This window comes from Lutimonas vermicola, from assembly GCF_038433205.1.
In the GTDB taxonomy this organism is placed as follows: Bacteria; Bacteroidota; Bacteroidia; order Flavobacteriales; family Flavobacteriaceae; genus Lutimonas; species Lutimonas vermicola.
The window spans coordinates 676,194-700,492 of sequence record NZ_JBCDNA010000003.1 but is presented as its reverse complement, the minus strand read 5'-3'; the positions used below and the strand labels follow the sequence as shown (position 1 = coordinate 700,492).

Here is a 24,299-nt window from a genome sequence, read left to right as displayed (position 1 = left end):
CCATGAAAACCCTATTTATCATCATGGCGGCAACAATTGCCTTGGAACATATCTATTTTTTGGTACTTGAAATGTTCTACTGGACCAAGCCCACAGGAATAAAAGCGTTTGGCCTCTCAAAAAAACAAGCTGAAAGTTCAAAGGTATTGGCGGCTAATCAAGGATTGTACAATGGTTTTTTGGCTGCGGGATTGATCTGGGGATTGTTCTCCGACAAAACGGATGTCATCGTTTTTTTTCTGATCTGTGTTAGTATTGCCGGGGTTTACGGAGCTTATTCAACGAAGAAGATAAAACTCTTTTATATACAGGCTGTTCCGGCAATTGTGGCTTTGCTAATCCTCTTGTTTTAATTACATGAGTTTGCTTTTAGAGAAAAGCCAAAAGCATTGCTAAACTTCATTCAAGAAATTATTTTCTTATCTCGATGCTGTTTTAAAATAGTTTTTAGGTTTTCCTGCTACAAAATCCTTGAGATAAAAGGGTTCAAAATAAGCCACATCTTCGAAGTCTTCCGATTTGAACTTACGTGCTGCAATGATGGACATTTCCCTGGAAGAAGGGTAAACTGAAGACAAAAAGCGTGCATTTTCATGCCTGATGACTTCTTTGCATTTTTCGGCTCCATCTCCTGCAAAATAAACAATCCCCTTTTTTAAAAAACCCTGAAAGGATGTTTCAGAAATAATCTCGGCCTTAGTAGCTCTTATCTGACGATGATCCTTATCGTAAACGGCGCTGTAAACTTCCATTCTTCTTGCATCTAACAATGGAACAGCCAATTCATCCTCTTTGAGTGAGATTTGCAATGCTATATTCTCTAAGGTTGGAACTGAGATCAACGGTTTGTTCAAAGCATAACAGAGACCCTTTGCAGCCGATACACCTATCCTAAGTCCTGTATATGAACCCGGCCCTTTACTGACTGCTACAGCATCAAGGTCATCCATAGACAACCCTGCATTATCTATGACTTCAAGAATAAAAGAGTGCAATTTTTCGGAATGTGAAAATTTACCTTCGTTCAGTTCTTTCAATGAAAGTATTTCTTCGTTTTTGGAAACACTTACTGAGCAGTTTTTCGTGGCCGTTTCTATGTTCAGAATGATTCCCAAAATAATTTATCGCTATACATTATTATAAATTTTCAACAGGTACCCCGTAGTAGTATTCAAGTAATTTTACCCTAAAAATAAAATCGTATTTAGCTCTTAAAAAGTCTGAATTCGCTGTTACAAGTCGATTTTTTATCTGACTGTAATCAAAAGAGTTTAAGACCCCTACGTCAAAACGTTCCTGGGCATATGTAAAGGAAACTTCCCTCGCTTCCAGGGATCTTTTTGAAGCTTCATATAATTTTAAAGAACCCAGCGCATCGGCATATACCTGATGGATGATTTTTTCAAGATCCAGTTCCTCCTGTTCCAACTGATACTTTTGCTGTTCATAATTGATCTTTGCCCTTCTCACATTATTCGAAGCATTGAATCCATTGAGAATAGGGATCTGTAGTGACAATCCAAAGGCACTACCTTTATTCTGGTCAATCTGATCAAAAAAGCCATCAGCCAAACCGGTAACAGGTATAAAATTGGGCGAAATCACATTGTCACCTGTGGTTTCCACCTGCCCAATGATCTGGGTTGGATTGTTCGGATCGATTTCGACTCCTGTGATTCTATCTCTGTCTGAGTATCTGGAATTCCAATTGTAAAAACCTGATAGAGTTGGTTGCATGGCCCCCTTTGCCAACTTCACATCACTCTCTGCAATTTCAATATTGGCTTGAGCCACTTTGATTTCATTTCTGGTCTGCATGGCCTTTTCCAATATTTTGTCAACCGAATAATCTGCCAAATTGAGCAGTGGTAAGGTTTCAATTTCTTCATTGGCAATGTCAAAATTTTCATAATCTTCCAATTGCAGTAATTGAGCCAAAGATATTCTGGAAAGTCTTACCCTGTTTTGTGTGATGATTAAATTTTGCTCGTCATTAGCCAGGGTAGCCTCAACATCAAGCAAATCTCCGCGAGGAACCGTACCGGCCTCAACCAGCTGGTTAGTTCTTGCCAGCTGTTCCCTGGTGATTTCAACCTGTGGAATCGCTACTTTTACAGCTTCTTTACTAAAAAGAACTTCCAGATACGCATTGATAACAAATAGGGATATGTCATCTTTTGTCTTATCAAGTTGGTACTGGGATGCCAATATACTTAACTCCGCCCTTTTTAATTCATTCTGATTTCTTAAACCCCTCCAGATAGGAACACCGGCTGAGATACCCCCATTTGTTGTTTGAGTTGTCTGATTGATCAATACACCTGTAGTGACGTCTGTAGTAAGACCAGAGTTCCAGGCCGCAGAACTATTGAAATTCAAATTAGGAATAAAATTCCCAATGGCCCCCCTTTTATCAACTTCGGCCAGGGCTATATTGTTTTCAGACTGCTTGACAGTGATGTTGTTTTCAATGGCATAGTTTACACATTCGCTCAGTGTCCATTTCTTCATATTCGGATTTGATTCTTGGGCATAAACAGATAAAAAATAACTAAAAATCAAGATCAGGGTAAGTTGTACTTTCATAGGTGTGAAATTTCAATAAATGAATTTTGATAATAAGACGAAGTCTCAAAAAATTTGTTACACTATTTCCTGAAAATTATCTTATTGAAGATTTCTTCCAACTCCTATAAAATAAAAATAAAGCCACAGAAATCAGCAAATATGGAAATGCCATAAGATATACGATACCGGAGTTAATGCCCTCTGCCACCTCTTCTCCACCCTGTTCAACCACTGCGCGGCACATAGCACATTGTCCAAACGAATTTAGGGATCCCAAAACGAATACAACAACAAGAGATTTTCTAAACATGAAGCTTGATTTACAGGCTAGGAGTTTCTTACAACACCAGCCACATTAAAAGCATTGCAAAATTACGGCAATAGCTAAAACCAGCCAAACAGAATCTCTAATCCTTTCTAAAATTTACCTGCGAGACAGGAATTTATAGAACAGAACTGCTGATCTCAATGTCAGCATTTTCCCAGGCTATATTGAATTCTTCTTTGGTTTTGGCCGCTTCCTCTGATTTTCCCTGGCCAATAAGACTCTGATACAAGCCTGTCAAAGACCATCCGTTTTGACGATAATAATCAAGGTCTTGCCGATACACTTTTTCTGCCTCTTCGAATTGTTCATCAGCCAGTAAAAGGCGTCCCAGATGTTGCCTGGTAGGAATATACCAGACGGCTGGTTCGTCATAGGGCAATTCATCTTCATAACTAACAGCTATCTTCAAATGTTCTATTCCTTGTTTCAGGTCACCAGAAGCTGCCAAAATCTCTCCATATAACACTTCGTAAGCAACCTTTGCAATGTTTTCTTGCCTGAGTTCCTTATCTCTGTTTTTAAGTTGCAGGAGCTCCTCTTTAGCCTCTTTGATGTTTCCCTTTCTCGTAAAGGCAATTCCTCTTGTATAGTTCCATATCATTTTTAGATAGGTATATGAATCCCCGGGATCAGGGCTTGTAAGGATATCATTCCATTTTCCGAACCTGGTATAGGCCAGCAAGGGTGAAGCAGCGAAATTTTGAAAGAATTGTTCCTCCTCCAAATAGCTCAAAGAAACCTTTTCAGCTGTTTTCTTTGCAGCTTCAATAGCTAACTTTTCATTACCCATCATGCTCGCCGCAGACCATAAAAAATGTATGTTGTGCGGATAATAACCCAGGGGGTACTGCCCTTGTGCATAACATTGAGAAATATATTCTTCATCCACCAAAATTGCTGCCTGATTGGCTTCAACAGCTTCTTTATATCTGCCGACCCGCATATAAATATGACCAGGCATATGTACCATATGCCCGGCTCCCGGCATTAATGTTGCAAGCTTCTCAGCGCTTGGAACCGCAAGATCAGGTTTCGGTAATTCTACCATGTGGATATAATAATGATGTGCTCCGGGATGCTCCGGATTCAATTTCATCGCCTTTTCCAAAGCTTGCTTTGCCGCAGGGATATTGGTCGTGGGATTACCCTTTGAATCCCAGTAGTCCCAGGGAACCGTATTCATGATGGATGCGGCGTATAAGGTCAAAATATCGGCGTCATCCGGAAAATCGTCTGCAACCTTGATCATTGCCTTCATATAAGCCATGTTAAGGGTTTTTATATCAGCGAGGGTATCTGAGCTGTATCTTTCAGACAATGCCAGTATAAGTGCTTTGTGCTTGGCATGTATACCGTCACTCAAAGACAGTGCTTTTTGAATGGCTTCATATGATTTAATCCTTCTTTCGGTATCAGGAACCTGATCGTTGATATTAGGCCCCAATGCATAAGCCTGCCCCCAAAATGCCATGGCTGAAGAAGGGTCTAGCCGGGACGCCTCCAAAAACGATCGATGCGATTCTGCATGGTTAAAAGCAAAAGCCAGATTGAGACCCTGATTAAAAAATACCTGAGTTTCAGTTACCTTAGTTCTTATCGGAAAAGAATGAGCTCCTAAATTATCAATCAAAGGGGCAACCTGTCTTGTTGAATCTATATCTTCCAAAAGGAAATTTGTCGAGGTACATTTTACCGCATTCATTGCAGCCTTAGCAGGAACATGAACATTTACACGGCCAAATTTTACATAAAATACAGCGATCAGGAAGCTCGTAAAAAAAAGGATAAATAGGCTCAATTTTGTTTTCATTGGATTTGAAATTAAGTTAGGTCAGTTGAAAATCGTAGTTAAGTTATAACAAGTTCATATTCTTTTGAACTGAATACCAGCTTAATATACTCAAAAAATTAGAAACTTTTCAAAAAAAGGTGTATATTGATCATATAAACTAATTAAACCAAACTATTATGAAAAAACTTATGCTAGTAGTGGTCCTGCTATTTTTAAGCATTCAAATGACCGCACAGGAAAAACTTTATCTGTTGTTCGAATTTATGAAAGTAGATAACGAACAGGAAAGCGCCTATATGGAAACCGAGGAATTTTGGGCAAAAATTCACGAACAAAGGGTTAAAAATGGCGATATCACCGGCTGGGACCTTTGGAGGTTACAACCCGGAGGTGAGGACCAGCACTTTCAGTACCTGACTGTTACACTATTTGATGATCCCGTAAAGATGATGAGCAATGCAGGGGATTTTAATGCCGCGGTAAAAGCTGCCTATCCTGATATGTCGGATGATGATGTGGACAAACACATGACCATGACCCCGAAGACAAGAGATCTTGCTGTTCGAATTTACCTTGAAATGATCGATGGAACAGAAGATGATTTTGAAATGCCAATAGGGACTGTAGCAGCCATTAACATGATGAAGGTCAACATGAATAATTATGCGAAGTACGAAAAAATGGAGTCAGAAATTTTTAAACCCATGCATCAAAGAGATGTTGATAATGGTATTAGAGCCAATTGGGGTTTACTGAGGTTTATGGTTCCTTATGGAAGCGACACTTATGCTTCGCATATTACTGTAGACATGTATAAAGATTATGATCAAATGTTAAATCCTCCAACAGTTGCTGACAGACCAGCCCCGACGGCCGAGCAACAAAAGAAAATGAGTGAAGGGGTAGCCAGCAGAGACATGAAATTTGTGTATATAGCCACCTTAATCAATACGCATAAAAAATAAACACCATCATTTACTACTGTCGGGCTCCAAAGAGCCTGACAGTTTTATACGTTGTAATAAGGCAAGATCATAAAATATACCATAACCCCGCTAATAGTGACATAAAGCCATAAAGGCAGTGTGATTCTGGCAATTTTTTTATGCCTTTCAATATCGTTTGTAATCGCTCTAACAAATGTAATCAGTACAAAAGGGATCACAACTACAGAGAGCAGGATATGCGATATCAGGATAAAGTAATACAAATATTTTATAAAACCCTTTCCTCCATAAGGAGTTGAATCAGATGTCATGTGGTACAGCACATACATGACTAAAAAAAGAACAGACAAAACAATTGCCGTTACCATAAGCCGCTTGTGTAATTGAATATTTTTGATTCGAATGGCCCAAAAGGCAATGATGAGAATGACGGACGTAATTGCATTGGTTCCGGCATAAATGGGAGGTAAAAACACCGGTAATTCGACATCCACTTTTACACCGAATAAAGCAGCCACCACCAGTGGTATAGCTACCGATAATATAACGATCAACCTGTTATACTTTTTTGTTCTTTCCATGGTTTAACTATTCTTTTAAGAGAATATTGATATCTTCTTTTAACCACTGGATTTCCTTTTCATCCAATCCGTTATAAAATTTGATCGGATTCTCCATCTCACCGTTAACAACTGTTCTTGACCTGATATAACCATCCTTGTCGATAAGAGCAAACAAACCCGAATGTTCAAATCCGCCTTCAACATCTTTGTTCTCCCCGGCATATAATCGAAAACCATCATTTGAAAATGAATACACATCACTTTTATCACCTGTTAAAAAATACCAGTTTTTAAGGGTGGCACCCTTCTCCCTGGCATAAGCCTTTAACACTTCGGGGGAGTCGCGTTCAGGATCTATAGAAACTGAAGCTATTCCAAATGAAGGATTCCCATAGAACTCATTTTGGATCTTGACCATATTTTCATTCATTCTGGGACAGATCGTAGGACATGAGGTAAAGAAAAATTCGACGACGTACACTTTGTTTTTAAAATTCTCATTGGTAACGAGCTCATTATTCTGATCTGTAAATTCAAAGTCGGGTACTTTTTCGAATTTCATCAGTTCGTCACCGCTAAACCTCCCAATGATTTTAGGAACAGCCCAAATACCAAAGATCAAAATAATAAATGTGATTGCGATATAAGAATTTTTTTTCATGATGATACTTATTGAGTTACCAGACTTAAATTTCTCTCTTATTCTTTTTTAAAGCCAGTCTGTATTCGGCCATTACTACTTTAACGTCATCTACCATTTCCTGATGCACTGTGGCTACTGATTCTGCATTATAACCATACAAAAGTCCTTCTTCGGCTGCCTCCTCATCATTTCTTCCTCTCAGGTTCAACTCCCTGTCAATAATAAATGCATATGGGCTGTACAACTGATCATCTAATTCGTAAGAAGTATCCAGGCTTTCAAACATGTTTTTTACTTCATCTTCCCCGCCAAATAAAAAGTGCCACTTATCTACATTATACGTAGCCCCAAGCTCCTTTTTTAATTGTGCCGCATGTGCTTCAGATCCCTTTGGCAGTATCACGACAAATTGAAATCCTTTAAAACCATAAAAATGCTTGTAGATTTTTTCATTCAGGTTGAGTGCATTGGTTTTATGCTGTAAGGGGTCAGCACCAAGAAAGCACAGAATGCTTATATTATTTTTTAGCGCAATCGAATCAGAATTTGAAAAATGATCTACCTCATTCACATTTGGAGTAAGTCTCGGCAATTTTGCAAAGTTGTTTGTTCCTGTCAACAGGAAAAGATAAAACAATAAGGGTCCAAAGAAGAGAATGGATAAAACAAGTTTATTTTTACCAGGTCTTGCCATAAAGTAAAGGTATAAAAAAAGTGTTTTGAAAATTCAAAACACTTATAGATTCATTTTAATCAAGATTAATTATAAGACCATCTGGTCCATTCCTGAACAATCATTCCGATGGCATCTCCTTCATAGAGCAAAAAGAATGCTAAATATCCAATAAGGAAAACAACCGGCCAGACTATAGCCCTTCTAAACCAGGTCTTTTCGTCTTTCAAATGCATAAAATACCAGGCAATGCCATAGGCCTTTACAAGGGTAAGGATCAGGAAGATCCAATTCAAAATGCTTGTGCCCAAAAATTGGGTAAGATTTAAAGAAGCCGGTTTTACTATACCAAGAAATACCTCAACGATAGTAACCAGTGAAAGGAATGCAAATACTTTCCAAATTAATGCTGTATGTGATTTCGCGTGCGACATTGTTTATTTATGTTTATTATATCAGATAGAAGAAGGTGAATACAAATACCCAAACCAAGTCAACAAAGTGCCAGTAAAGACCTACTTTTTCAACCATTTCATAATGGCCTCTTCGCTCGTAGGTTCCAACAATCACATTAAAAAAGATAATGATATTGATTAGGATTCCCGAAAAAACGTGAAACCCGTGAAACCCAGTAATAAAGAAGAAAAAATCTGCAAACAAGGTCTTTCCGTACTCATTTTCTGTTAGATTGGCTCCTTGAACCACTCTGGTTGCTTTATCTAAAAATTTATTGGCTTCTTCTCTTGAAACAATTGTTTTTTCTTTGGTCTCGAGATTGATCAGTTCGGTTTTCATAGATATGTCTGGATTCTGCGCAAACCCTTCTTTTACCTGCTGTAACGTAACAGGTGGCAAGGATGGTTCATACTCAAACCACAGTCCATTTTCCTTTTTATGCTGTACCCTTTCTGTCGGTGTATGAGATGCGAAGCTTTCAAGGCTGACCTGCTGGCCCGATCCATTCACGAACTGAACGATCTTTCCGTCTTCCAGCTGCACGGCTCCGTAACTTCCGTTTATAAATGTTTTCCACTCCCAGGCTTGTGAACCAAGGAAGATTAAACCACCGATAATGGTAAGGCCCATATAGACGATAACTTTTCCTTTTTGCATCTGTTTTCCTGCATCCACGGCTAATACCATGGTTACCGACGAAAATATCAAAATAAAGGTCATAAAGGCGACATAATACATCGGATAATCTCCATGTATAAAAGGAATATGCGTAAAAACCTGATCTGCAATTGGCCAGGAATCAAGGAATTTGAAACGTATCAAACCATACGCTCCTAAAAATCCTGAAAACGTAAGGGCATCAGACATGATAAAAAACCACATCATCATTTTACCATAACTCGAACCGAAAGGTTGACTTCCTCCTCCGCTCCAAGCGCCTCCCTTAGGGGAGTCAGCAACAATTGCCTCCATATAAAAAGTTTAATTTAATTGATCTTTTATATACGATAAAACTGATATTTATCATGTTTTATCCCGAGCAGCAAAAATATAAAAATAATTGATAAATAGAATCAATAAGGCAAAAATGTTGGCTTTAGCGGATAAAATAGAAGAAGATAAAAAGATAAATCCATAAAGCATCCACAAAATGCCAGAAAATCGAACCCAAAGAAAACCCCAAATGGTCCTGAACAGTGTACTTTCCGGTCATATTGCGATATAGCATCCTTGACAAAACAATAATCCCCACAAAAATGTGAAGCAAATGTGCCCCGGTGATCACATAGAGAAAAGATGAAGCTACATTACTTTGCGGACCCGTTGTATAAAGACCCGCTTCGATAAGCTGGTTAAAACCATTGAATTGATAAAATACAAAACCAATGCCCAAGAGCAAGGTCAGGGCCAGTAAACTTGTAGTTTTCCCCTGATCACCATTATAAAGCGTTTTTTTAGCCAGAAAAAGACTTAAACTGCTCATAAGGATAAACAGTGTACTGATGTAAAATGCACTTGGCAACTCGAAACTAACCCAGTCTTCTCTTGCCTTACTGACCACATAGGCGCTTGTAAGGCCGGCGAACATCATGGTCATGCTGATCATGGATATCCACAGCATCTGCTTATACGCCTTCTCTTTTGTTTTTTGTTCCATAGTTTGCTAGTGTAAAAATTTATCGATCACAAAAATAATCTGGATCAAAGTTATATATAAAACACTTGAAAGCATCAATTTTCTCGCCATTTTATCAGACTGCTCCTGATGCAGTTTAACTCCGTAATACAGCATGACCAGGCCTAATGCAAAAATGATTACTGCAGATGCCGGTAATAGATAAAGGCTGCCTGTTAAGCCAAAAACAGGAAAGATCGAAACGATCAACATCAAAACCGTATAAATGATGATCAGTTTTGAAGCTTTTTTATTTTTTTCACCTGTTGGCATCAAATTGAAGCCCGCTTTTTTATATTCGTCAAATTGAAGCCAGCCTATAGCCCAGAAATGGGGAAACTGCCAGAAAAATTGTATCATAAAAAGCATTCCCGGTTCAATCCCAAACTGACCCGTTGCAGCAACCCAACCCAGCATAAAAGGTATGGCCCCCGGAATAGCACCCACAAATACCGATAAAGGTGTAATGGGCTTCAAGGGCGTATAGGCACTAGTATAGAGAAAAATGGAGATAGCTCCGAATAAGGCGGTCCTTTCATTAATACTGTATAAAATCACCAATCCTGCAATAGTCATGGTAACAGCAATAAACATGGCCAGGTTAACAGAAATCCTTCCGGCAGGAATAGGCCTGTCCATTGTTCTTTTCATAATCGCATCCGGCACCCTTTCAATGATCTGATTAAAAGCATTGGAGGCGCCAACCATACAATATCCTCCTATGGATAATAAAAAAACCGTTTTAAAATCGACGATATCAGCTGCCAGCAGGTATCCCGCAATGGAAGAAAAAACCACGCTTAAAGACAATCCAAACTTTGTTAATTGTTTGAGATCATCTATGATATTATGTCTGACGACTGCCGTTTCCAAGTTGGTAAATGCCTGTTTTTAAAATCGCTGCAAATATATCCATTAATTAAGATTAACCGCATAAAAAAATATTAAAAATATGAGCGAAAAAGCTTTGGGATTTATGAAAATGTTTTAAATTTGCGCCTGCCTATCCGGATGCTGTATATAAGTTGAATGTTAGGTAAGCAGTTTAAAAATTGTGCGTTCATTGACTAAAACTAATGCGAAAGTAGCTCAGGGGTAGAGCATCACCTTGCCAAGGTGAGGGTCGCGGGTTCAAATCCCGTCTTTCGCTCACAGAGTTTGAAGTGATTCTATATTTTATCTTCAGCTCAATGTAAAACAACCAATTCAATAGGCTCGGATGGTGGAATTGGTAGACACGTTGGACTTAAAATCCAATGAGCAGTAATGTTCGTGCGGGTTCAAGTCCCGCTCCGAGTACATGAAAGAAGACCAGGTTTTTTAACCTGGTTTTTTTGTTTCTGAAAAGACCGTAAAGCTTGCTTTTAAGGGCTTAGAGGAAACAAAAAAATACAGACGCGCAGCGGATGCGTCTTTTGTTTGACTTCGTTCGGACTGGGACTCAGCGAAGCTAATTCCCGCAATGCCTTCTATCTAACCTACAAAGCGTGAATGGAAACAAAAAATTACAGACGCGCAGCGGATGCGTCTTTTGTTTGACTTCGTTCGGACTGGGACTCAGCGAAGCTAATTCCCGCAATGCCTTCTATCTAACCTACAAATCTTGGATAAAAAGAAAAAAATACAGACGCATAGCGGCTGGATCTTCTTTTGTTAATTTACCCGACAGGGACTCAGCGAAGCTAATTCCCGCAATACGTCCTAATCTAGCCTACAAAGCGTGAATGGAAACAAAAAAATACAGACGCATAGCGGCTGGATCTTCTTTTGTTAATTTACCCGACAGGGACTCAGCGAAGCTAATTCCAGCAATACGTCCTAATCTAACCTGCAAAGCGTGAATGGAAACAAAAAAATCCAGACGCATAGCGGCTGGATCTTCTTTTGTTAATTTACCCGACAGGGACTCAGCGAAGCTAATTCCCGTAACATTTCTCAACAAACCTGCAAATCTTGGATAAAAAGAAAAAAATCAGACGCGCAGCGGATGTGTCTTTTATACAGCCTGTGGGGCTTTAACTCCCCAATCATTATATGATCTGCCATTTTGAGAAGTATTAGTCATTATTTTTATCTAAAGGTTGGTTTCTCACTTTTATAGAGAATGCTTTTGACGGATTGATTGAAATCAATAAGTTGAATTCATCATCTGTGAACCCATTAGATTTTAGCTCTGGATATAGTTTCTTAAAAATATTTGTATAAGGCCTGATAGTTTGATTATCTTTTTGCGGATCATACCACCCTGAGTCTTGCGAAATTAAAATTCTATCTAAAATTCCGTTTCTCTTAGCATATACTATTTTTTCAACATGTTTTTCTATTTCCCAGCCTAAGCCATCAAGACTTATCCAGCATCCCATCTCGGCAGCTATTAGATAATTGTCATTGTTGTTTTCTTCTTGGGCATGCACCCAAATAAAAGACTCTGGTGAAACTCCCATTTCTTTTAGTATGTTCAATTGTGGCCATAAACCTATCGCTCTCCCGGTGTGTGATGCTATTGTTAAACCAGTTTTTAAATGAGTCAGGGCAGCAGCTTTTACTAACTTTTGATGTATAGCATTCAATGGAATAGTGTCATCGATGCCAATCTTAATAAAGCCAGGTTTAATAGAAGTTCCATCTATTCCATTTTGATATTCCTCTATCCACTTTTTAGCAAGATTATCTGCTGTTATTTCCCTAACATAATTAGGGATAAATTTATTGTTTCGAGCGCCATAGAGACCTGTATTTGTGACTATCCTAATTCCTGTTTTATGAGCAATTTTTTCAAGAAGCAATACATCTCTTCCTAAGTAATTAGGAGTGGCATCAACAAAATAATTTACATTAAATTCTTTCAGTTCTTCAAGAGAAGGAATTACTTCATCAAGTATTGAATCATGGTTCCAGCTATTTGGTTGTATACTGTCTGCCCCTATAAAGTCAACTAAAATATGCTCGTGTGCTAACCATACTGCATTTGAGTCTACTGGGTGAACTTCTCTTACATCTTGTATTAATAGTTTTTGAGCATCTATTGAAGATCCGAAGCTTATTAATAATATAAAAAATAAAGTATTGAATTTTATTTGCTTATTCATTGAAAGGTGCTTTTATTTTAAATTTAAGAATCTATAAAAAACCATTTAGATCAGGCCTGTAAAGTTAAGATCTCATTTTCAAGAATTATATAACATTTGATATTTATAGGGAAATAAAAAATGTCCCAAATGAATTATTGATTTTTAAATTGAGTTAACCATTATAAAAAACGTGAAGCCTTCGTTCATTTCTTTATGTAGACCGTATGAATCGATCTACGATAAAGATGATGATAAATAACCAGTAATTATTTTAGCTCATTTTGAATCTAACTAAATACTATCTTTTCTGCTGGGCGCCTGCCTATTGAGACTAATAGGTGAGTTTTGGTAAGTTATTAATCATCATATTTTCACTTATTACAGGGCTTTTCAGCTGATTTAAGTAAAATTCTTCACTTTCTATTAACCCTGTGATTAAAAAAAATCAGACGTGCAGCGGATGTGTCTTTTTTCTAACTTCGTTCGGACAGGGACTCAGCGAAGGAATAGTCATCTGGAGCATACGATAATTACTGATAGTATGCATTTTTCAACAACCCCTTTCCTTTTATATATCAGTACTGAAATTTTGTTTTCAGTAGTTTTAAATATTAGAATAGTAAGTTGTCCAAAATCAGATGGGACAGCGATACCATTCCTATATATTCACCATTTTCTTCAACAGGAGCCATCCTGAGACCAACCTTCATAAGTAAACTTGCAACATAGCGTACGTCCATATTAGCCGGTACGCTTATCGCTGGCTTGGTCATAATCTCAAAGATATTAACCTCCTCTGAAGTTTTTTCGGCTATAATAACACCTTTTATAAAATCATGAACTATCACAATCCCATAGGCATCTTGTTTATGTCTCTTTTTTACTATTAACGCTTCAACATTTTTTTGACGCATTATTTCAACCGCCTCTTTGGCAGTAGCCATACCATCTACGAAAACTATGTTTTTCGTCATGACATCCTTGGCACTCTGAAAACTTCTTTTTGTATCCATATATATTCTATTTTTTTAGTTATATCCGTTTATGTTTTTTCTGAAAAAGCTAAAACGTTGATCTATGCATTTCACGCAATTAATAGATGAGAAATACTATATTCATTTGCTCTAAAAATACTTATCACGAGCCTGATCTTTGAACTTTTTCATTTGACTATCGAGGCCAGCTATATGTTCAATGGGTAAAACAAGAGCAATACCCGTTCCCGGCTCATCAAATTTACCCGCTAACTGTATAACTTTCATAAGCTTTTCTACTACGTGTTCCTCTACAAGAAACACAAGAATATCAGTTTTATCCTCAATACTAAGCCCAAAAAAGGACTTTGCTTCATGCATACCTGTGCCTCGGGCAGGTATAATAGTCGCTCCTGTGGCTCCTGCTTCTTTCATCGAGTCAACGACAGTATCAGTAATGTTGGGCTTGACAAAGGCCATTATTAATTTAAATTTCATCTTTTTTTATTTTTATTTTGAATAATCGTGTTTTTAATTCCATGATTTGTGCATATCCCAATACTGTAATAATTGGAAACAAGCTGGCAAATGCGATGAGCCCAAATCCGTCAATCGCGGGGTTTCTACCTGGCACTGAGCTCGACAATCCTAATCCAAGTGCTGCAACTAACGGAACAGTTACAGTTGACGTAGTAACTCCTCCAGAATCATAGGCCAGGGCAATCAACTTTTTAGGAGCAAAAAATGTCTGAATAATTACTATAATATATCCTGCCATGATGTATACAAACAATGAAGTTCCTGTAACAATCCTGAATGTTCCGAGCGCCAATGCAAAAGCTACTCCTAATGCCACTGTAACACGAAGCCCTATTTGACTTATTGTTCCGGCAGAAACCTCATCGGCTTTTATTGCAACGGCAATAAGCGACGGTTCAGCAATAGTCGTAGAAAAACCTATTAATGCCGCAAAAATATAAATCCAGTAGTACGATCGCCAATCTGAGGGCCCGCCTAATGTGGTTCCTATAAATTCTGGATCAGATAATTGAGTTGCCATGATCTGGCCTATGGGGAAAAGAGCTTTATCTAATCCCATTAAAAAAAGAGCAAGTCCAATTATTACATAAATCCCTCCAAGAATCACTTTTTTAAGATGTGGTATGGGTTGTTTTAGCACTACTATTTGAAAAAAAAGGATCACCACCAAAATAGGCAATACATCTCTCAGTGTAGCAAACAATACCAGAACAAAATCCATCACATAATCTATCATTATTCTATCTATTTCTTAAAACCAAAATAACCCATATACCATCACAAAGATCATTGGCAGAAGTGAAGCAAATGCAATCAGTCCAAAACCATCTGTTAACGGACTTCTTCCCTTGATCACAGTAGCAAGTCCAACCCCTAAAGCGGTCACTAACGGAACAGTAATTGTAGAGGTCGTAACCCCTCCTGCGTCATATGCCAAACCAATGATCTCTTTGGGAGCTATTATAGTCATCAACATAACCAAAATATATCCACCGATAATTAAATAATACAAAGGCCAACCCTTAAGAATCCGCAATACTCCAATTACGATGGCTAAGCCAACTGAAAAAGCAACAGTCAATCGCAAACCCATAGCATAATAATACATCGTTTTTTCATCACTTTCAATTAATCCTGCACTCGAAGATATTACCGAAGCCTCTTTTGCCACTGCAATTAAGGCCGGTTCGGCTATTGTTGTAGAAAACCCAAGGGCAAAGGAAAAAATCAATAGCCATACAAGGCTTCCCTTCTTTGCTAGCGCATAAGCCATAGACTCACCAATTGGAAACAATCCAATCTCCAAACCTTCAATGAACAACATCAAACCTACTATTACAAACAGGAACCCGAATATAACTTCTCCAATTTGAGGAAATGGCTGCCGGATAACAACACTTTGAAAAAACACAACCACCACGATTATAGGAATCAAATCCATAAGCGAAAGTCTCAATTTTTTCAGTATGGCTAAGGTGTAATGTTTATACTTCAATTTTTTTCTTTACTTTAATTACCGTAAGCATACCCAAGGGCCAACTACAAGAATTAAACTTTTAACTAATTGGTTAATTTTATTCAAATATTATTACACCTCTTGTTGAAAATGCTAATCCTTGTTGCTCATATGGTGAAATCATAACTGCCTCAAACAAAGGAGGGTTTTTATCATTTTCCACTGCCCAGTCAAATATAAAATTAGCACCAGAACCCCCTTCCATATCACGATCTTCGATAATTATTTCAACAGTTTCCAACGGTTGTAAAAAAATTGGATCTTTTAAATATCGCCTGACGTTCATTCCAACAGTATTGTAATAATCAGCTTTCAAAATATAAACTGAATCAGTCATAGACACATTGCGAATACTGATTGTAATTGTAAGGTCAAAAGTTTTATGCTCGTGGATATGGTAAATATGCGAATAAACCGGAAGATAGGTCTTACCCTGAATGTAATCATTGAAATTGGTAATATCTGATTTCCTACTCTTCCAATCTGCCTGTTTATCAAGGCTTTTATCGTCGTTATTTTCACAAGAAAGAAAAACCAAGGATAAAAATAAAAGTTTTATAATTTTTCTCATTTTATACTTTTTTAATTATTCTTAAAGATACAAATCATATTCAAATAGATAATTGAATTTCTAAGGCTCGTTTTCAAAAAACACGTCGGTATTGTATATGAACCAACTGTGCAAAATGATGTTAAATTTCAGCTTTATTATGGCTTATTCTCTATTTATTTTCAGCTTGTTATAGATCGATTTTTAGACGAATAAAAATGCGCTAATTAATGTTGTGTTCATTAGCTATTTCTGTCTAATGTGTTTTTTACAATGCAGATAATAACTACTATAATCTGGTTTAATTCTCTAATGGTGTATTCTTATTCTTTGGATTATCAGTTAAAATGGTTGATTCAGACTCATTTATAAAAACCCTTTCACTTGCCAACAATAGTTTAAGATTATAGAATTCACTTAGGTTTTCATAAAAACAGTTCGAGAATTGATGCGTTTGGAGTACTAATGATAAAAGACCAAGCTTATTCAGCTTGGTCTTTTTGCTTTTTGCGATTTTAAGAAAATTTATTCTTGGAGAATTAAGAAAAGAAACTATTTTTTCTCCTTTTCGGCCATATATTTCATGGCTTCATCAAATTCAGCTTTGAATTCCTCAAAAGAAATTCCTGACCCTTGCAGTATCATACTCCAATGCCTTGTTTCTGCTCCTAACGCTATCGCTTCATTTATTTCTTCATCAGTGGCGCCAAAGGCTTTAGCGCTAATTCTATGAAAATAAACACAATATACACAAGGTATTTGAGAAGCTACAGCAAGTTGAATTAACTCAGCATTTTTCGAAGAAATACTGCTCTTAGGTCCTTTTAATGTCTTGTAGAGCTCCCAAGCTTCCGGAAGGGCGTGTTCAGGGTAGGCCGCAAACCATGATGGGAAAGCGCCAAAAGTTTGCTCAATTTCAGTTTTAGCCTTTTTATATGCCTCTGTTTCCTGTGCGGATAAATTAGCTGTAATTAAGAATAACATAATAATAAAAATTGATCCTTGGACTGTTTTTTTGATTAGTTGTTTCATTTTTAAATCGTTTAATTATGTGAAAAAGAATATTTAATAAAACTTAACTATATAATAAATGAGAAGTATTAACCTTTCATTTAAGATAAAGGTTCAAATTAGATGCTATTTTCTTCTCCAAGCAAACAAAAAGCAGTGATTTTTTTTATGTCATTTTATTGAATAATTCAAAGGAATAAATACTTTAAGTATAAAGTGTTCTTAAGGTACAAATATTCTGTAAAATTAATAGCCTAAAAGCCTATATTTTAGTAGTTTATAATCGTTACAAATAATTATTTGCCTAAATTTTCAATACAATTTACCAGGATGACAAAAAAAACACGCGTAGCGAGCCGGTTTTATATTTTTAATTTAGTGTACAAATTTTATTAAATTTTTGCCTCACTGAAATTGACGTACCATGAAAAAATTTATGACCCTCTTTTTCTTGATTTACATTTCTCTGTGTTGGTATTCAGGCCCATGCCCAGGAAACTGTTTCAAAGGAACTGTTGCTGACGACACCTAACAGTGTTGCTCATCTTAAATTTGCAAATGACCAGGTAACCAAGTTAATGGAGTATAATGAAGGGTTTGTAGACCAGATCTATGAAATAATGAAAAGCGAGTTGCAAAACTTGTTGGTAAAAAGGGAAAATCCTTAACAACCTGTTTATTCAAAAGTTGTGGTGTTATACCACACTTTTTTCAAAAACATGACAGGACTTTTCTGCCATTTTCCCGATTACTTCTTCAGGAGTATTTTGGAGTACGCTTACGGTTTTCTCCGTGCAATAGGGGCATATATGAGCATCCCCATCTGTATCTATATAAAAGAAGCGATTTCCTCCTCCAAAACAACCAACCTTTCGCTGGTGGTAACCCAAAGAATTAACAATGGGATATTCCCTGAATTTTGAGGAGGAGTTATATGTCAAATAAATATGATCCAATATTTCCAATTCCTTATCGCCAAGCTTTACATCAAGCCCCTTATATCTTCCTGCGGCCCTTGGCTCTAGAATCTGAACAAAAGTAACGCCGAGGTCCTTTGCCAGGTTCATATAGCCTGAGAAATTGCCTTCATTCACAAATTCTCTTGCAGCACACAGAGAAAGAGTCGTTACCAATCCTGCTTTGTTTGAATTCATCACAGCTTCCGTAGCCCATTTATACGCATTCTTATTCCCCCTGAACTGATTATGCTTTTCTGCTTTATGATGATCTAAACTCACCATCACCCCGGTCAAACCATGCTTTTTAAGAACTTGGGCAGTTTCCAAAGTCAGGCCCAGCCCAGAGGTTATGATCCAAAAATCAGTTCCCGGTAATGCTTTATCCAAAATCTTGTAAAGGTCATTTTTCCTCATCATCGGTTCGCCGCCACTAAACATAATCTGCGTTGTTCCGTAATTTTGGTATTCATGAACAATCCGGATTATATCGGAGGTACTGAGTTGATCCATTTTATTTAAATTATCCCACTCAAAACAATGTTCGCAATCCAAAGGGCACTGTTTTGTAATAGCAATAAAAAGTGTTCGCAGGCCATAATTTGATCCTGGAGAGAGCAATCTCGAAATTTCATTTTGATGCACCCTTTTTGAGGCTGTTGAAGGAAACCCCGGGGACCCTAATCTGAAATAGAATCGATTGTCTACCTTGGAAGCCTTTGACAACATAGTTTCTCCAAAAATTGACTGATATTTCTTTTTGAATTGATCCAATAAAAGCATTGATTTAATCGGGTTTCTGGTTTTTTGATTGAGAATTCTAAACAATTGCAGAAAAACCTTTCTTTTCAATGTTCTTAAGGATGCTTTATTCACTATAATGGGTGAAGGCTGAGGTAGTTGATCAATTTCCGAATTTGCAGCAAGATTTTGAGCTTCCATAATTCTCATATCGGTCAATTTAATTACTGGCTAAACCGTATTCTATGTTGACAACGTTTAAGTACCTTTCTCTTGAAAAATCTGAAAAATGGCCCGGTGTTTTAAATTTTTTCAGTTGTACAAGTTCGGGAAGCCCTTCAAAATCACGGATCAATTCATAATATCCTTGTGTTTTAAGAAAGGTACTGTGTGGTTGTACCTGAAGAGAAACCGGTATTTCAAACAGTATCTCCGTTACGTCACCTGTATTTTCTTGAACCATATATGTATCGTCAGCATTTTCCAATGCAGCTTTCCAGTCCATTGATCCCGTTCCTACTGCCAGGTAAGGCTTTATGACCCTTTTTTTCAAATCTGTATTTTCGCTAAAATCAACACCTGCATAATCAAGTTCCCAAAACATAAATCCTGTATGCAGTTTGATCTCAATTTCATCGCTTGGTATATCGGAAATTTCAACCGGTACAACGAATTCCCTTGGAGCCAGAGGCCCAACTGTTAACAGGTAATCCACCAACTGCCACTCTCCATTTTTCTTTATTGATATAAAAAGAGGGAAATCATTATCAATAATGTTCTGCATTCTGTAGGCTGTTGATGATTCTGCCTGTTTTTGCATCCAATCAGCATAATATCCTCCAAATATTTTGAGAAACTCACCAAATAAATAATCAAACCATAATGTGTTTTTCCCTTTTATAACGAGTTTCGCTTGTGAGGCATTTTCCGGTTTTTTAAACTTCATAAGCACTTCATTTTTTGAGTAGTCATGATCATTAAAAAGATGGACCTTAGCGTCCTTTCTATCCAGTAAAGGAAGTATATCTTCACCGCTGGAGGAATTCGCTAAAAAAGGCTTACTTATATTTCCTATTAATTGAGGGTTACCACTCTTATCCAATAAAACATCTTGTTCAGATGCGTGTTCCACAACCACCAATTCAAGCAAGTTAGTGTACTGCCTTTCTTTGAGCTCATTGCTTATCCTGATGCTGTAAGTACCATCGGTAGCCTTGATAGATGGCAGGGGCATATAATCTTCTCTCTCCAGGTTCTTTGCAATTGCTCCACCAAAAGTTTCTCCTTCAAAAACAAATAATTCGCCATTGTTCACATATACATAAGGGCAGGAACTTTTAGTAAGCGCCACAATCGCTGAAACGATGGCAATGGCTCCAACTGTAACAAGTGCATAAACCGCAATTTCTTTCCCGGTATTGCGATCAATAATCCTAATCTCATCAATGTCAGTGAGGGGTAATTCAACATAGCCGGGACTTATTTGATCAGTTTCTTTTTTCAGGTAAATATGAACTTCGTTTACGATATTTTTCTCATTGTTCTTGATGCGGTTCTTTCTTTCTTCAGTATAATAAACGTCGTCATGAGCAGCTTGAAGATTACCTGAAATTGCAGAGGCATCTGCCTCGATTTTACTTAGAGAATACAACACATTGCCAGAGTGAACTACAAAATACTTATGGATTTCTCCCATATTCAGAATGTTTACGAACTCTTCTGTTTCAACCGAATCTACTTTGTAATATTTACATCCAACCGAATGGAACAATACCAAAAGCATCAAGAAGCAGGGTGTAATTTTATGACGTATAAAAGTACTTTTTGATTTCATGATTTACTGTTTACATTATGATTTCTTATCTCTTTGATTACCTTCATACCATGTAAAGTATTTATAAAGTTATTCTGTTCTCTTTTAAACCTCACCATAAATATTTGGTATAAGCAGATGATTAAAAGTAGGCGTTAAGCGTAAAAAAAAGAGTGATCCTGATCAATGGAACAATTGATAAGCATCAATCAACTGTCTTTATAAAGGCCATAAAACAGTAAAATTGATTTGATGCTTTCTGCAAATACTGGCCTGACTTTTTACTTTTTTGACTTTTATAAGCTTTTAAAAAACAGCTTCACGCGAATCGTATTCGAAATTTCAACCATATTTAATGAGAAGATTCCATTTCAGGACAGGCTTTATAACGACACATCGAAACCTCAACAAACCTCCTTCGATAAGTAAACACATACTTTGGTTAAGGAAATGGGGCCATTGGTCCTGTTTGATTTGTAAATTCTTTTAAATAGACTTAACTTGAAGAATATAAAATTGACTACATGAAGTGGGCATTCGTCATATTTTTTATCATTACTGCAAATTCAAATTGCAGCGCTCTTCAAATCAGATCTTTGAATTTAATGCATATTCAGGAAGCTCCTGTTCAAACTGCCGAAAATTCTTTGATGTTTATTTCTTCCATTCAATATTTGGAGAAACAGAATTCTAAATCCGCCAAGCTTAATTATCAATCCATCGCTGATCTTGTCACTGTATTCCTCTTGTATGTTACCACGTTCTTGGTGGTGATTACCCCTATTGTTTTGGTTTATTTCTGGATCCTGTTTTCATATAAGTATATTAAAATATTCCGGCGTAATTTTAGTTTAAAAAAGTGGTTTAGAGGCAAAAGCAAATTGGAAGAAGCCCATTTAAACGATTCCATTTGGTTAGCATTCAAAAATGTTTATGCCCCGATGATTGGGTTTGGAGTAGCGATTATTGCCTATATCTTTTCTTCAATTCGCTTTATGGTTTTGAATTTTGAATCAATGGGAACAGCTACGGCTCAATATTTTAAATTCCCGTTTTTCGTTTTGGATAAATATGGCTGGATCGAGGTTAAGGAAACTGCCGAAATGAATATTGACTTTTTCTGGAATCAAATGTTGCTTATTGTTGTGATATCGGGTTTATTCTTTTTAGTAGGTTATCTTCTGGGAGCTATTCTGGTCGATCTGCGTTTGAAGATGACAAGAAAAAAGATCAAAAACTCATCTTCGAATATCATAAAACCAAAAGAAACCATGTTCCATCTGAACATAAAAGAAAAACAGTCAATCGATTCAATCCTATAATCCTTTTACGTGTCGGTCAAAAATTACCCTAAAGCTTCTCTAAGCTTTTTTGGCTTGGCATTTTGCCGAACTGCAGACTTCTTTTTCGATTTGATTCTACCCGGACCGCTTCTGAAGACGGGTCATACCGGATGTAAAAAAGCTAAATGACCCTTGCCTATGAGGAACCTGATGATATTCATGCGATAAAAGTCATATTACACAAAAGTATCCCCAAGCCTTTTTCAAAGCCGGAGGATACCTTAATGATTATCCGGATCAATTCCTGATTAATTTCTATGATCGGGTTTGTTTTTATTTCACTTTGGCCCTGGCGTCTAAACCAAAGCTTTCCTGCACTGCATTATACCATTCCTCATCGGAAGCGGCATTCCAGTCTACCCATTGTTCATCGGTCATTGAAGCCCTCCATTCAAGGAATGGCTGAGCGTCGGGTCCAACCGGATGTCGCAGTTTCCAGGTTCCACTTTCGGCAACTTCAAGAATCGTATCGGCTACTAAAGTTGGTGGGGTAGGATGTTCAAGTGAAGCACTGAACATTCCTCCAAATCTAAAAGATTGAGGATATAGCGAATTAGGTTCTCCGTGCTTGATGTCATTGGCCATATCGGTATTGATAATTCCAGGTTCTATAATGGCTACTCTTAAATTAAACGATTTTACCTCTTGTGCCAATGCCTCGCTAAAGGCTTCCAGTGCAAACTTTGATGCTGAATAAGGCGCCAGGGGAGAATTTGAAATATGGCCCGCTACTGATGCCACGTTTATGATACATCCTTTTTTGGATTCACGCATTAAAGGCAATACCGCTTTGACACATCGAATAACACCAAAGTAATTTGTTTCCATGACTTCTCTAAATACCGATAAATCCATTTCTTCTATTGCCCCATGTCGTTCTATACCCGCATTGTTTACGATAACATCAACCGGACCATTCTCTCTTTGAATATGATCAATACATTCATTTACCGATTCATCAGAATTCACATCCATGGCCATCATAATAACACTAAGCGAGTCTTCCTTTACTTTTTTATATAAAGCAGTAGCTCCGTCAGGGTTCCTCATGGTTGCATATACTTTATAACCTGCTTTGGCAAATGCCAGCGTTGTGTCAAGTCCGATTCCTCTGTTTGCTCCTGTAATAATTACTGATTTCATATATTTTGTTTTAGATATTAATGTGCTTGATAATGATCTTGTTTTAATGAAATATTGAAAATATATGATTTTCGATGCCATTTCAACTCATCTAGGACCAAAGTCATAAAATATTGTCCGAGCTTCACCAAATTTTTATCAAAAAGCACTTTTTAATAAGTCTATAGAAATCACGCACGCATTTTTAAGCCTAATCAGACTTTAAAGGCACATCAAAGTCGAGGGATTTTAAGATCTCAAAATACAAATGCTGGTTGTCGGCCAAAAAAACAAAAGAAGGCTGACAGTACATTAATCAGAAAAACGAATGCAATCATTCGAAGCCTTCTTTATGGAATACGGCCTTTATAAAGAAAAATAATTAAAGACTAATTCGATTCACTTCAAACTATTTTTCTTCTGCTTGAAGAGACCATGTATTTTAATTCTGCTATGCGTCTTTCCTTTGGGCCCTGTCTTCTTTTTTTAGCAAATTCAGTATGATAAGAATGCTTTTCGAGGAATTCTATCTGGATCCTGTTCCATTGCAACCTGTCAAATAATTCAGATCTTTCCAGCAATTCACGGTAAAGAAGGTCACTTATTTCATAAAAATCCTTTCTGCCCAAATAGTCGAGGTCTACATCACAAATGATCCTTTGCATCAGGTTTGTCGGACGCTGAGGCATCCTGGTGGCCATAATGAGCCCTGTGACTACCTCAATGTCATTTTTAGAAAAATCATATTGTCTCATCAGCTTGGCAGCAATCTTAGCTCCCTCTACCTCATGATTGTCAATTGAAACGGTAAATCCGATGTCGTGTAACAAAATGCCTATCCTTAACAATTTTGAATCATAACTGTTTATGTTAAAATAACTGATGTAGGCCTCACAATTCTTTAATGCACTTTTCGTGTGACGAATACTGTGATAATAAAGCTCCTGAGGAAGGCCTGAATTCAACAAATCCCAGGATTTTTTTCTCAGTTTGTTGTAACCTTTCATTTTTATAATT

General features: G+C 37.2%; 25 protein-coding genes and 2 tRNA genes. 5 read left to right on the top strand and 22 right to left on the bottom strand.

The window, feature by feature from the left end:
- Positions 1-2 precede the first annotated feature (2 nt).
- Positions 3-353, top strand: a complete 351-nt coding sequence (locus AABB81_RS15115; protein WP_342161396.1) for a DUF1304 domain-containing protein — start codon at positions 3-5, stop codon at positions 351-353.
- A 66-nt stretch (positions 354-419) separates the two neighbouring features.
- Here the strand turns inward: AABB81_RS15115 and tsaB are convergent, their stop codons facing one another.
- The 4 genes from tsaB to AABB81_RS15095 all read right to left on the bottom strand — a co-directional run bounded on the left by tsaB (position 420) and on the right by AABB81_RS15095 (position 4,706).
- Positions 420-1,115 (bottom strand): tRNA (adenosine(37)-N6)-threonylcarbamoyltransferase complex dimerization subunit type 1 TsaB, encoded by a 696-nt coding sequence (tsaB, locus tag AABB81_RS15110; protein WP_342161395.1) that lies wholly within the window; start codon positions 1,113-1,115, stop codon positions 420-422.
- A gap of 22 nt (positions 1,116-1,137) precedes the next feature.
- The gene (locus AABB81_RS15105; RefSeq protein ID WP_342161394.1) at positions 1,138-2,586 is read right to left on the bottom strand and encodes a TolC family protein; all 1,449 of its coding nucleotides are present in this window, start codon (positions 2,584-2,586) and stop codon (positions 1,138-1,140) included.
- Between the two features lie 76 nt (positions 2,587-2,662).
- Positions 2,663-2,878: a hypothetical protein gene (locus tag AABB81_RS15100; protein ID WP_342161393.1), complete on the bottom strand. Its 216-nt coding sequence runs from the start codon at positions 2,876-2,878 to the stop codon at positions 2,663-2,665.
- Positions 2,879-3,011: 133 nt separating this feature from the next.
- On the bottom strand, positions 3,012-4,706 hold the full coding sequence (locus AABB81_RS15095; RefSeq protein WP_342161392.1) for a tetratricopeptide repeat protein: 1,695 nt from the start codon (positions 4,704-4,706) through the stop codon (positions 3,012-3,014).
- A 158-nt stretch (positions 4,707-4,864) separates the two neighbouring features.
- On the opposite strand from AABB81_RS15095, the gene AABB81_RS15090 reads away from it, so the two are divergent.
- Positions 4,865-5,653: a hypothetical protein gene (locus tag AABB81_RS15090; RefSeq protein WP_342161391.1), complete on the top strand. Its 789-nt coding sequence runs from the start codon at positions 4,865-4,867 to the stop codon at positions 5,651-5,653.
- A 44-nt stretch (positions 5,654-5,697) separates the two neighbouring features.
- Here AABB81_RS15090 and AABB81_RS15085 read toward each other — a convergent pair whose 3' ends face one another.
- The 7 genes from AABB81_RS15085 to cyoE all read right to left on the bottom strand — a co-directional run bounded on the left by AABB81_RS15085 (position 5,698) and on the right by cyoE (position 10,518).
- A complete protein-coding gene (locus AABB81_RS15085; RefSeq protein WP_342161390.1) occupies positions 5,698-6,216 on the bottom strand; it encodes a DUF420 domain-containing protein in 519 nt (172 codons plus the stop codon).
- Positions 6,217-6,223: 7 nt separating this feature from the next.
- On the bottom strand, positions 6,224-6,859 hold the full coding sequence (locus AABB81_RS15080; RefSeq protein ID WP_425287349.1) for an SCO family protein: 636 nt from the start codon (positions 6,857-6,859) through the stop codon (positions 6,224-6,226).
- Positions 6,860-6,884: 25 nt separating this feature from the next.
- Positions 6,885-7,535, bottom strand: a complete 651-nt coding sequence (locus tag AABB81_RS15075; protein ID WP_342161389.1) for a hypothetical protein — start codon at positions 7,533-7,535, stop codon at positions 6,885-6,887.
- Between the two features lie 65 nt (positions 7,536-7,600).
- A complete protein-coding gene (locus AABB81_RS15070; protein WP_342161388.1) occupies positions 7,601-7,948 on the bottom strand; it encodes a cytochrome C oxidase subunit IV family protein in 348 nt (115 codons plus the stop codon).
- A gap of 16 nt (positions 7,949-7,964) precedes the next feature.
- Positions 7,965-8,942, bottom strand: coding sequence for a cytochrome c oxidase subunit 3 (locus AABB81_RS15065; RefSeq protein ID WP_342161387.1), 978 nt, complete (start codon positions 8,940-8,942; stop codon positions 7,965-7,967).
- 124 nt (positions 8,943-9,066) lie between these two features.
- Complete coding sequence (locus tag AABB81_RS15060) at positions 9,067-9,627, bottom strand: cytochrome c oxidase subunit 3 (protein ID WP_342161386.1); 561 nt, start codon at positions 9,625-9,627, stop codon at positions 9,067-9,069.
- 6 nt (positions 9,628-9,633) lie between these two features.
- Positions 9,634-10,518 carry a heme o synthase gene (gene cyoE, locus AABB81_RS15055; protein ID WP_342161385.1) on the bottom strand — a complete coding sequence of 295 codons (885 nt, stop codon included), beginning with the start codon at positions 10,516-10,518 and terminating at the stop codon, positions 9,634-9,636.
- Positions 10,519-10,723: 205 nt separating this feature from the next.
- On the opposite strand from cyoE, the gene AABB81_RS15050 reads away from it, so the two are divergent.
- Positions 10,724-10,795: transfer RNA gene (locus AABB81_RS15050), tRNA-Gly, on the top strand.
- A 63-nt stretch (positions 10,796-10,858) separates the two neighbouring features.
- A tRNA-Leu gene (locus tag AABB81_RS15045) sits at positions 10,859-10,944 on the top strand.
- Between the two features lie 758 nt (positions 10,945-11,702).
- Here the strand turns inward: AABB81_RS15045 and AABB81_RS15040 are convergent.
- The 9 genes from AABB81_RS15040 to AABB81_RS15000 form a co-directional block, all read right to left on the bottom strand.
- Entirely contained in the window at positions 11,703-12,734 is a 1,032-nt protein-coding gene (locus AABB81_RS15040) for a phosphotriesterase family protein (RefSeq protein WP_342161384.1), read from the bottom strand.
- 593 nt (positions 12,735-13,327) lie between these two features.
- The gene (locus tag AABB81_RS15035; RefSeq protein WP_342161383.1) at positions 13,328-13,729 is read right to left on the bottom strand and encodes a CBS domain-containing protein; all 402 of its coding nucleotides are present in this window, start codon (positions 13,727-13,729) and stop codon (positions 13,328-13,330) included.
- A gap of 111 nt (positions 13,730-13,840) precedes the next feature.
- Positions 13,841-14,188: a P-II family nitrogen regulator gene (locus AABB81_RS15030; protein WP_342161382.1), complete on the bottom strand. Its 348-nt coding sequence runs from the start codon at positions 14,186-14,188 to the stop codon at positions 13,841-13,843.
- On the bottom strand, positions 14,178-14,966 hold the full coding sequence (locus AABB81_RS15025) for a DUF1538 domain-containing protein (RefSeq protein WP_342161381.1): 789 nt from the start codon (positions 14,964-14,966) through the stop codon (positions 14,178-14,180). The genes AABB81_RS15030 and AABB81_RS15025 overlap by 11 nt, the downstream gene beginning before the upstream one ends.
- A 15-nt stretch (positions 14,967-14,981) precedes the next feature.
- The gene (locus tag AABB81_RS15020) at positions 14,982-15,671 is read right to left on the bottom strand and encodes a DUF1538 family protein (RefSeq protein ID WP_342161380.1); all 690 of its coding nucleotides are present in this window, start codon (positions 15,669-15,671) and stop codon (positions 14,982-14,984) included.
- 133 nt (positions 15,672-15,804) lie between these two features.
- Positions 15,805-16,317: a DUF3124 domain-containing protein gene (locus AABB81_RS15015; RefSeq protein WP_342161379.1), complete on the bottom strand. Its 513-nt coding sequence runs from the start codon at positions 16,315-16,317 to the stop codon at positions 15,805-15,807.
- A 531-nt stretch (positions 16,318-16,848) separates the two neighbouring features.
- Positions 16,849-17,280, bottom strand: coding sequence for a carboxymuconolactone decarboxylase family protein (locus AABB81_RS15010; protein ID WP_342161377.1), 432 nt, complete (start codon positions 17,278-17,280; stop codon positions 16,849-16,851).
- A gap of 722 nt (positions 17,281-18,002) precedes the next feature.
- The gene (locus tag AABB81_RS15005; RefSeq protein WP_342161376.1) at positions 18,003-19,214 is read right to left on the bottom strand and encodes a radical SAM protein; all 1,212 of its coding nucleotides are present in this window, start codon (positions 19,212-19,214) and stop codon (positions 18,003-18,005) included.
- Positions 19,215-19,224: 10 nt separating this feature from the next.
- A complete protein-coding gene (locus AABB81_RS15000; RefSeq protein ID WP_342161375.1) occupies positions 19,225-20,838 on the bottom strand; it encodes a hypothetical protein in 1,614 nt (537 codons plus the stop codon).
- 503 nt (positions 20,839-21,341) lie between these two features.
- On the opposite strand from AABB81_RS15000, the gene AABB81_RS14995 reads away from it, so the two are divergent.
- A complete protein-coding gene (locus tag AABB81_RS14995) occupies positions 21,342-22,139 on the top strand; it encodes a hypothetical protein (RefSeq protein ID WP_342161374.1) in 798 nt (265 codons plus the stop codon).
- A gap of 294 nt (positions 22,140-22,433) precedes the next feature.
- Here AABB81_RS14995 and AABB81_RS14990 read toward each other — a convergent pair whose 3' ends face one another.
- Both AABB81_RS14990 and AABB81_RS14985 read right to left on the bottom strand, forming a co-directional pair.
- Positions 22,434-23,303, bottom strand: a complete 870-nt coding sequence (locus AABB81_RS14990; RefSeq protein WP_342161373.1) for an SDR family oxidoreductase — start codon at positions 23,301-23,303, stop codon at positions 22,434-22,436.
- A gap of 383 nt (positions 23,304-23,686) precedes the next feature.
- On the bottom strand, positions 23,687-24,289 hold the full coding sequence (locus AABB81_RS14985; protein WP_342161372.1) for an HD domain-containing protein: 603 nt from the start codon (positions 24,287-24,289) through the stop codon (positions 23,687-23,689).
- Positions 24,290-24,299 lie beyond the last annotated feature (10 nt).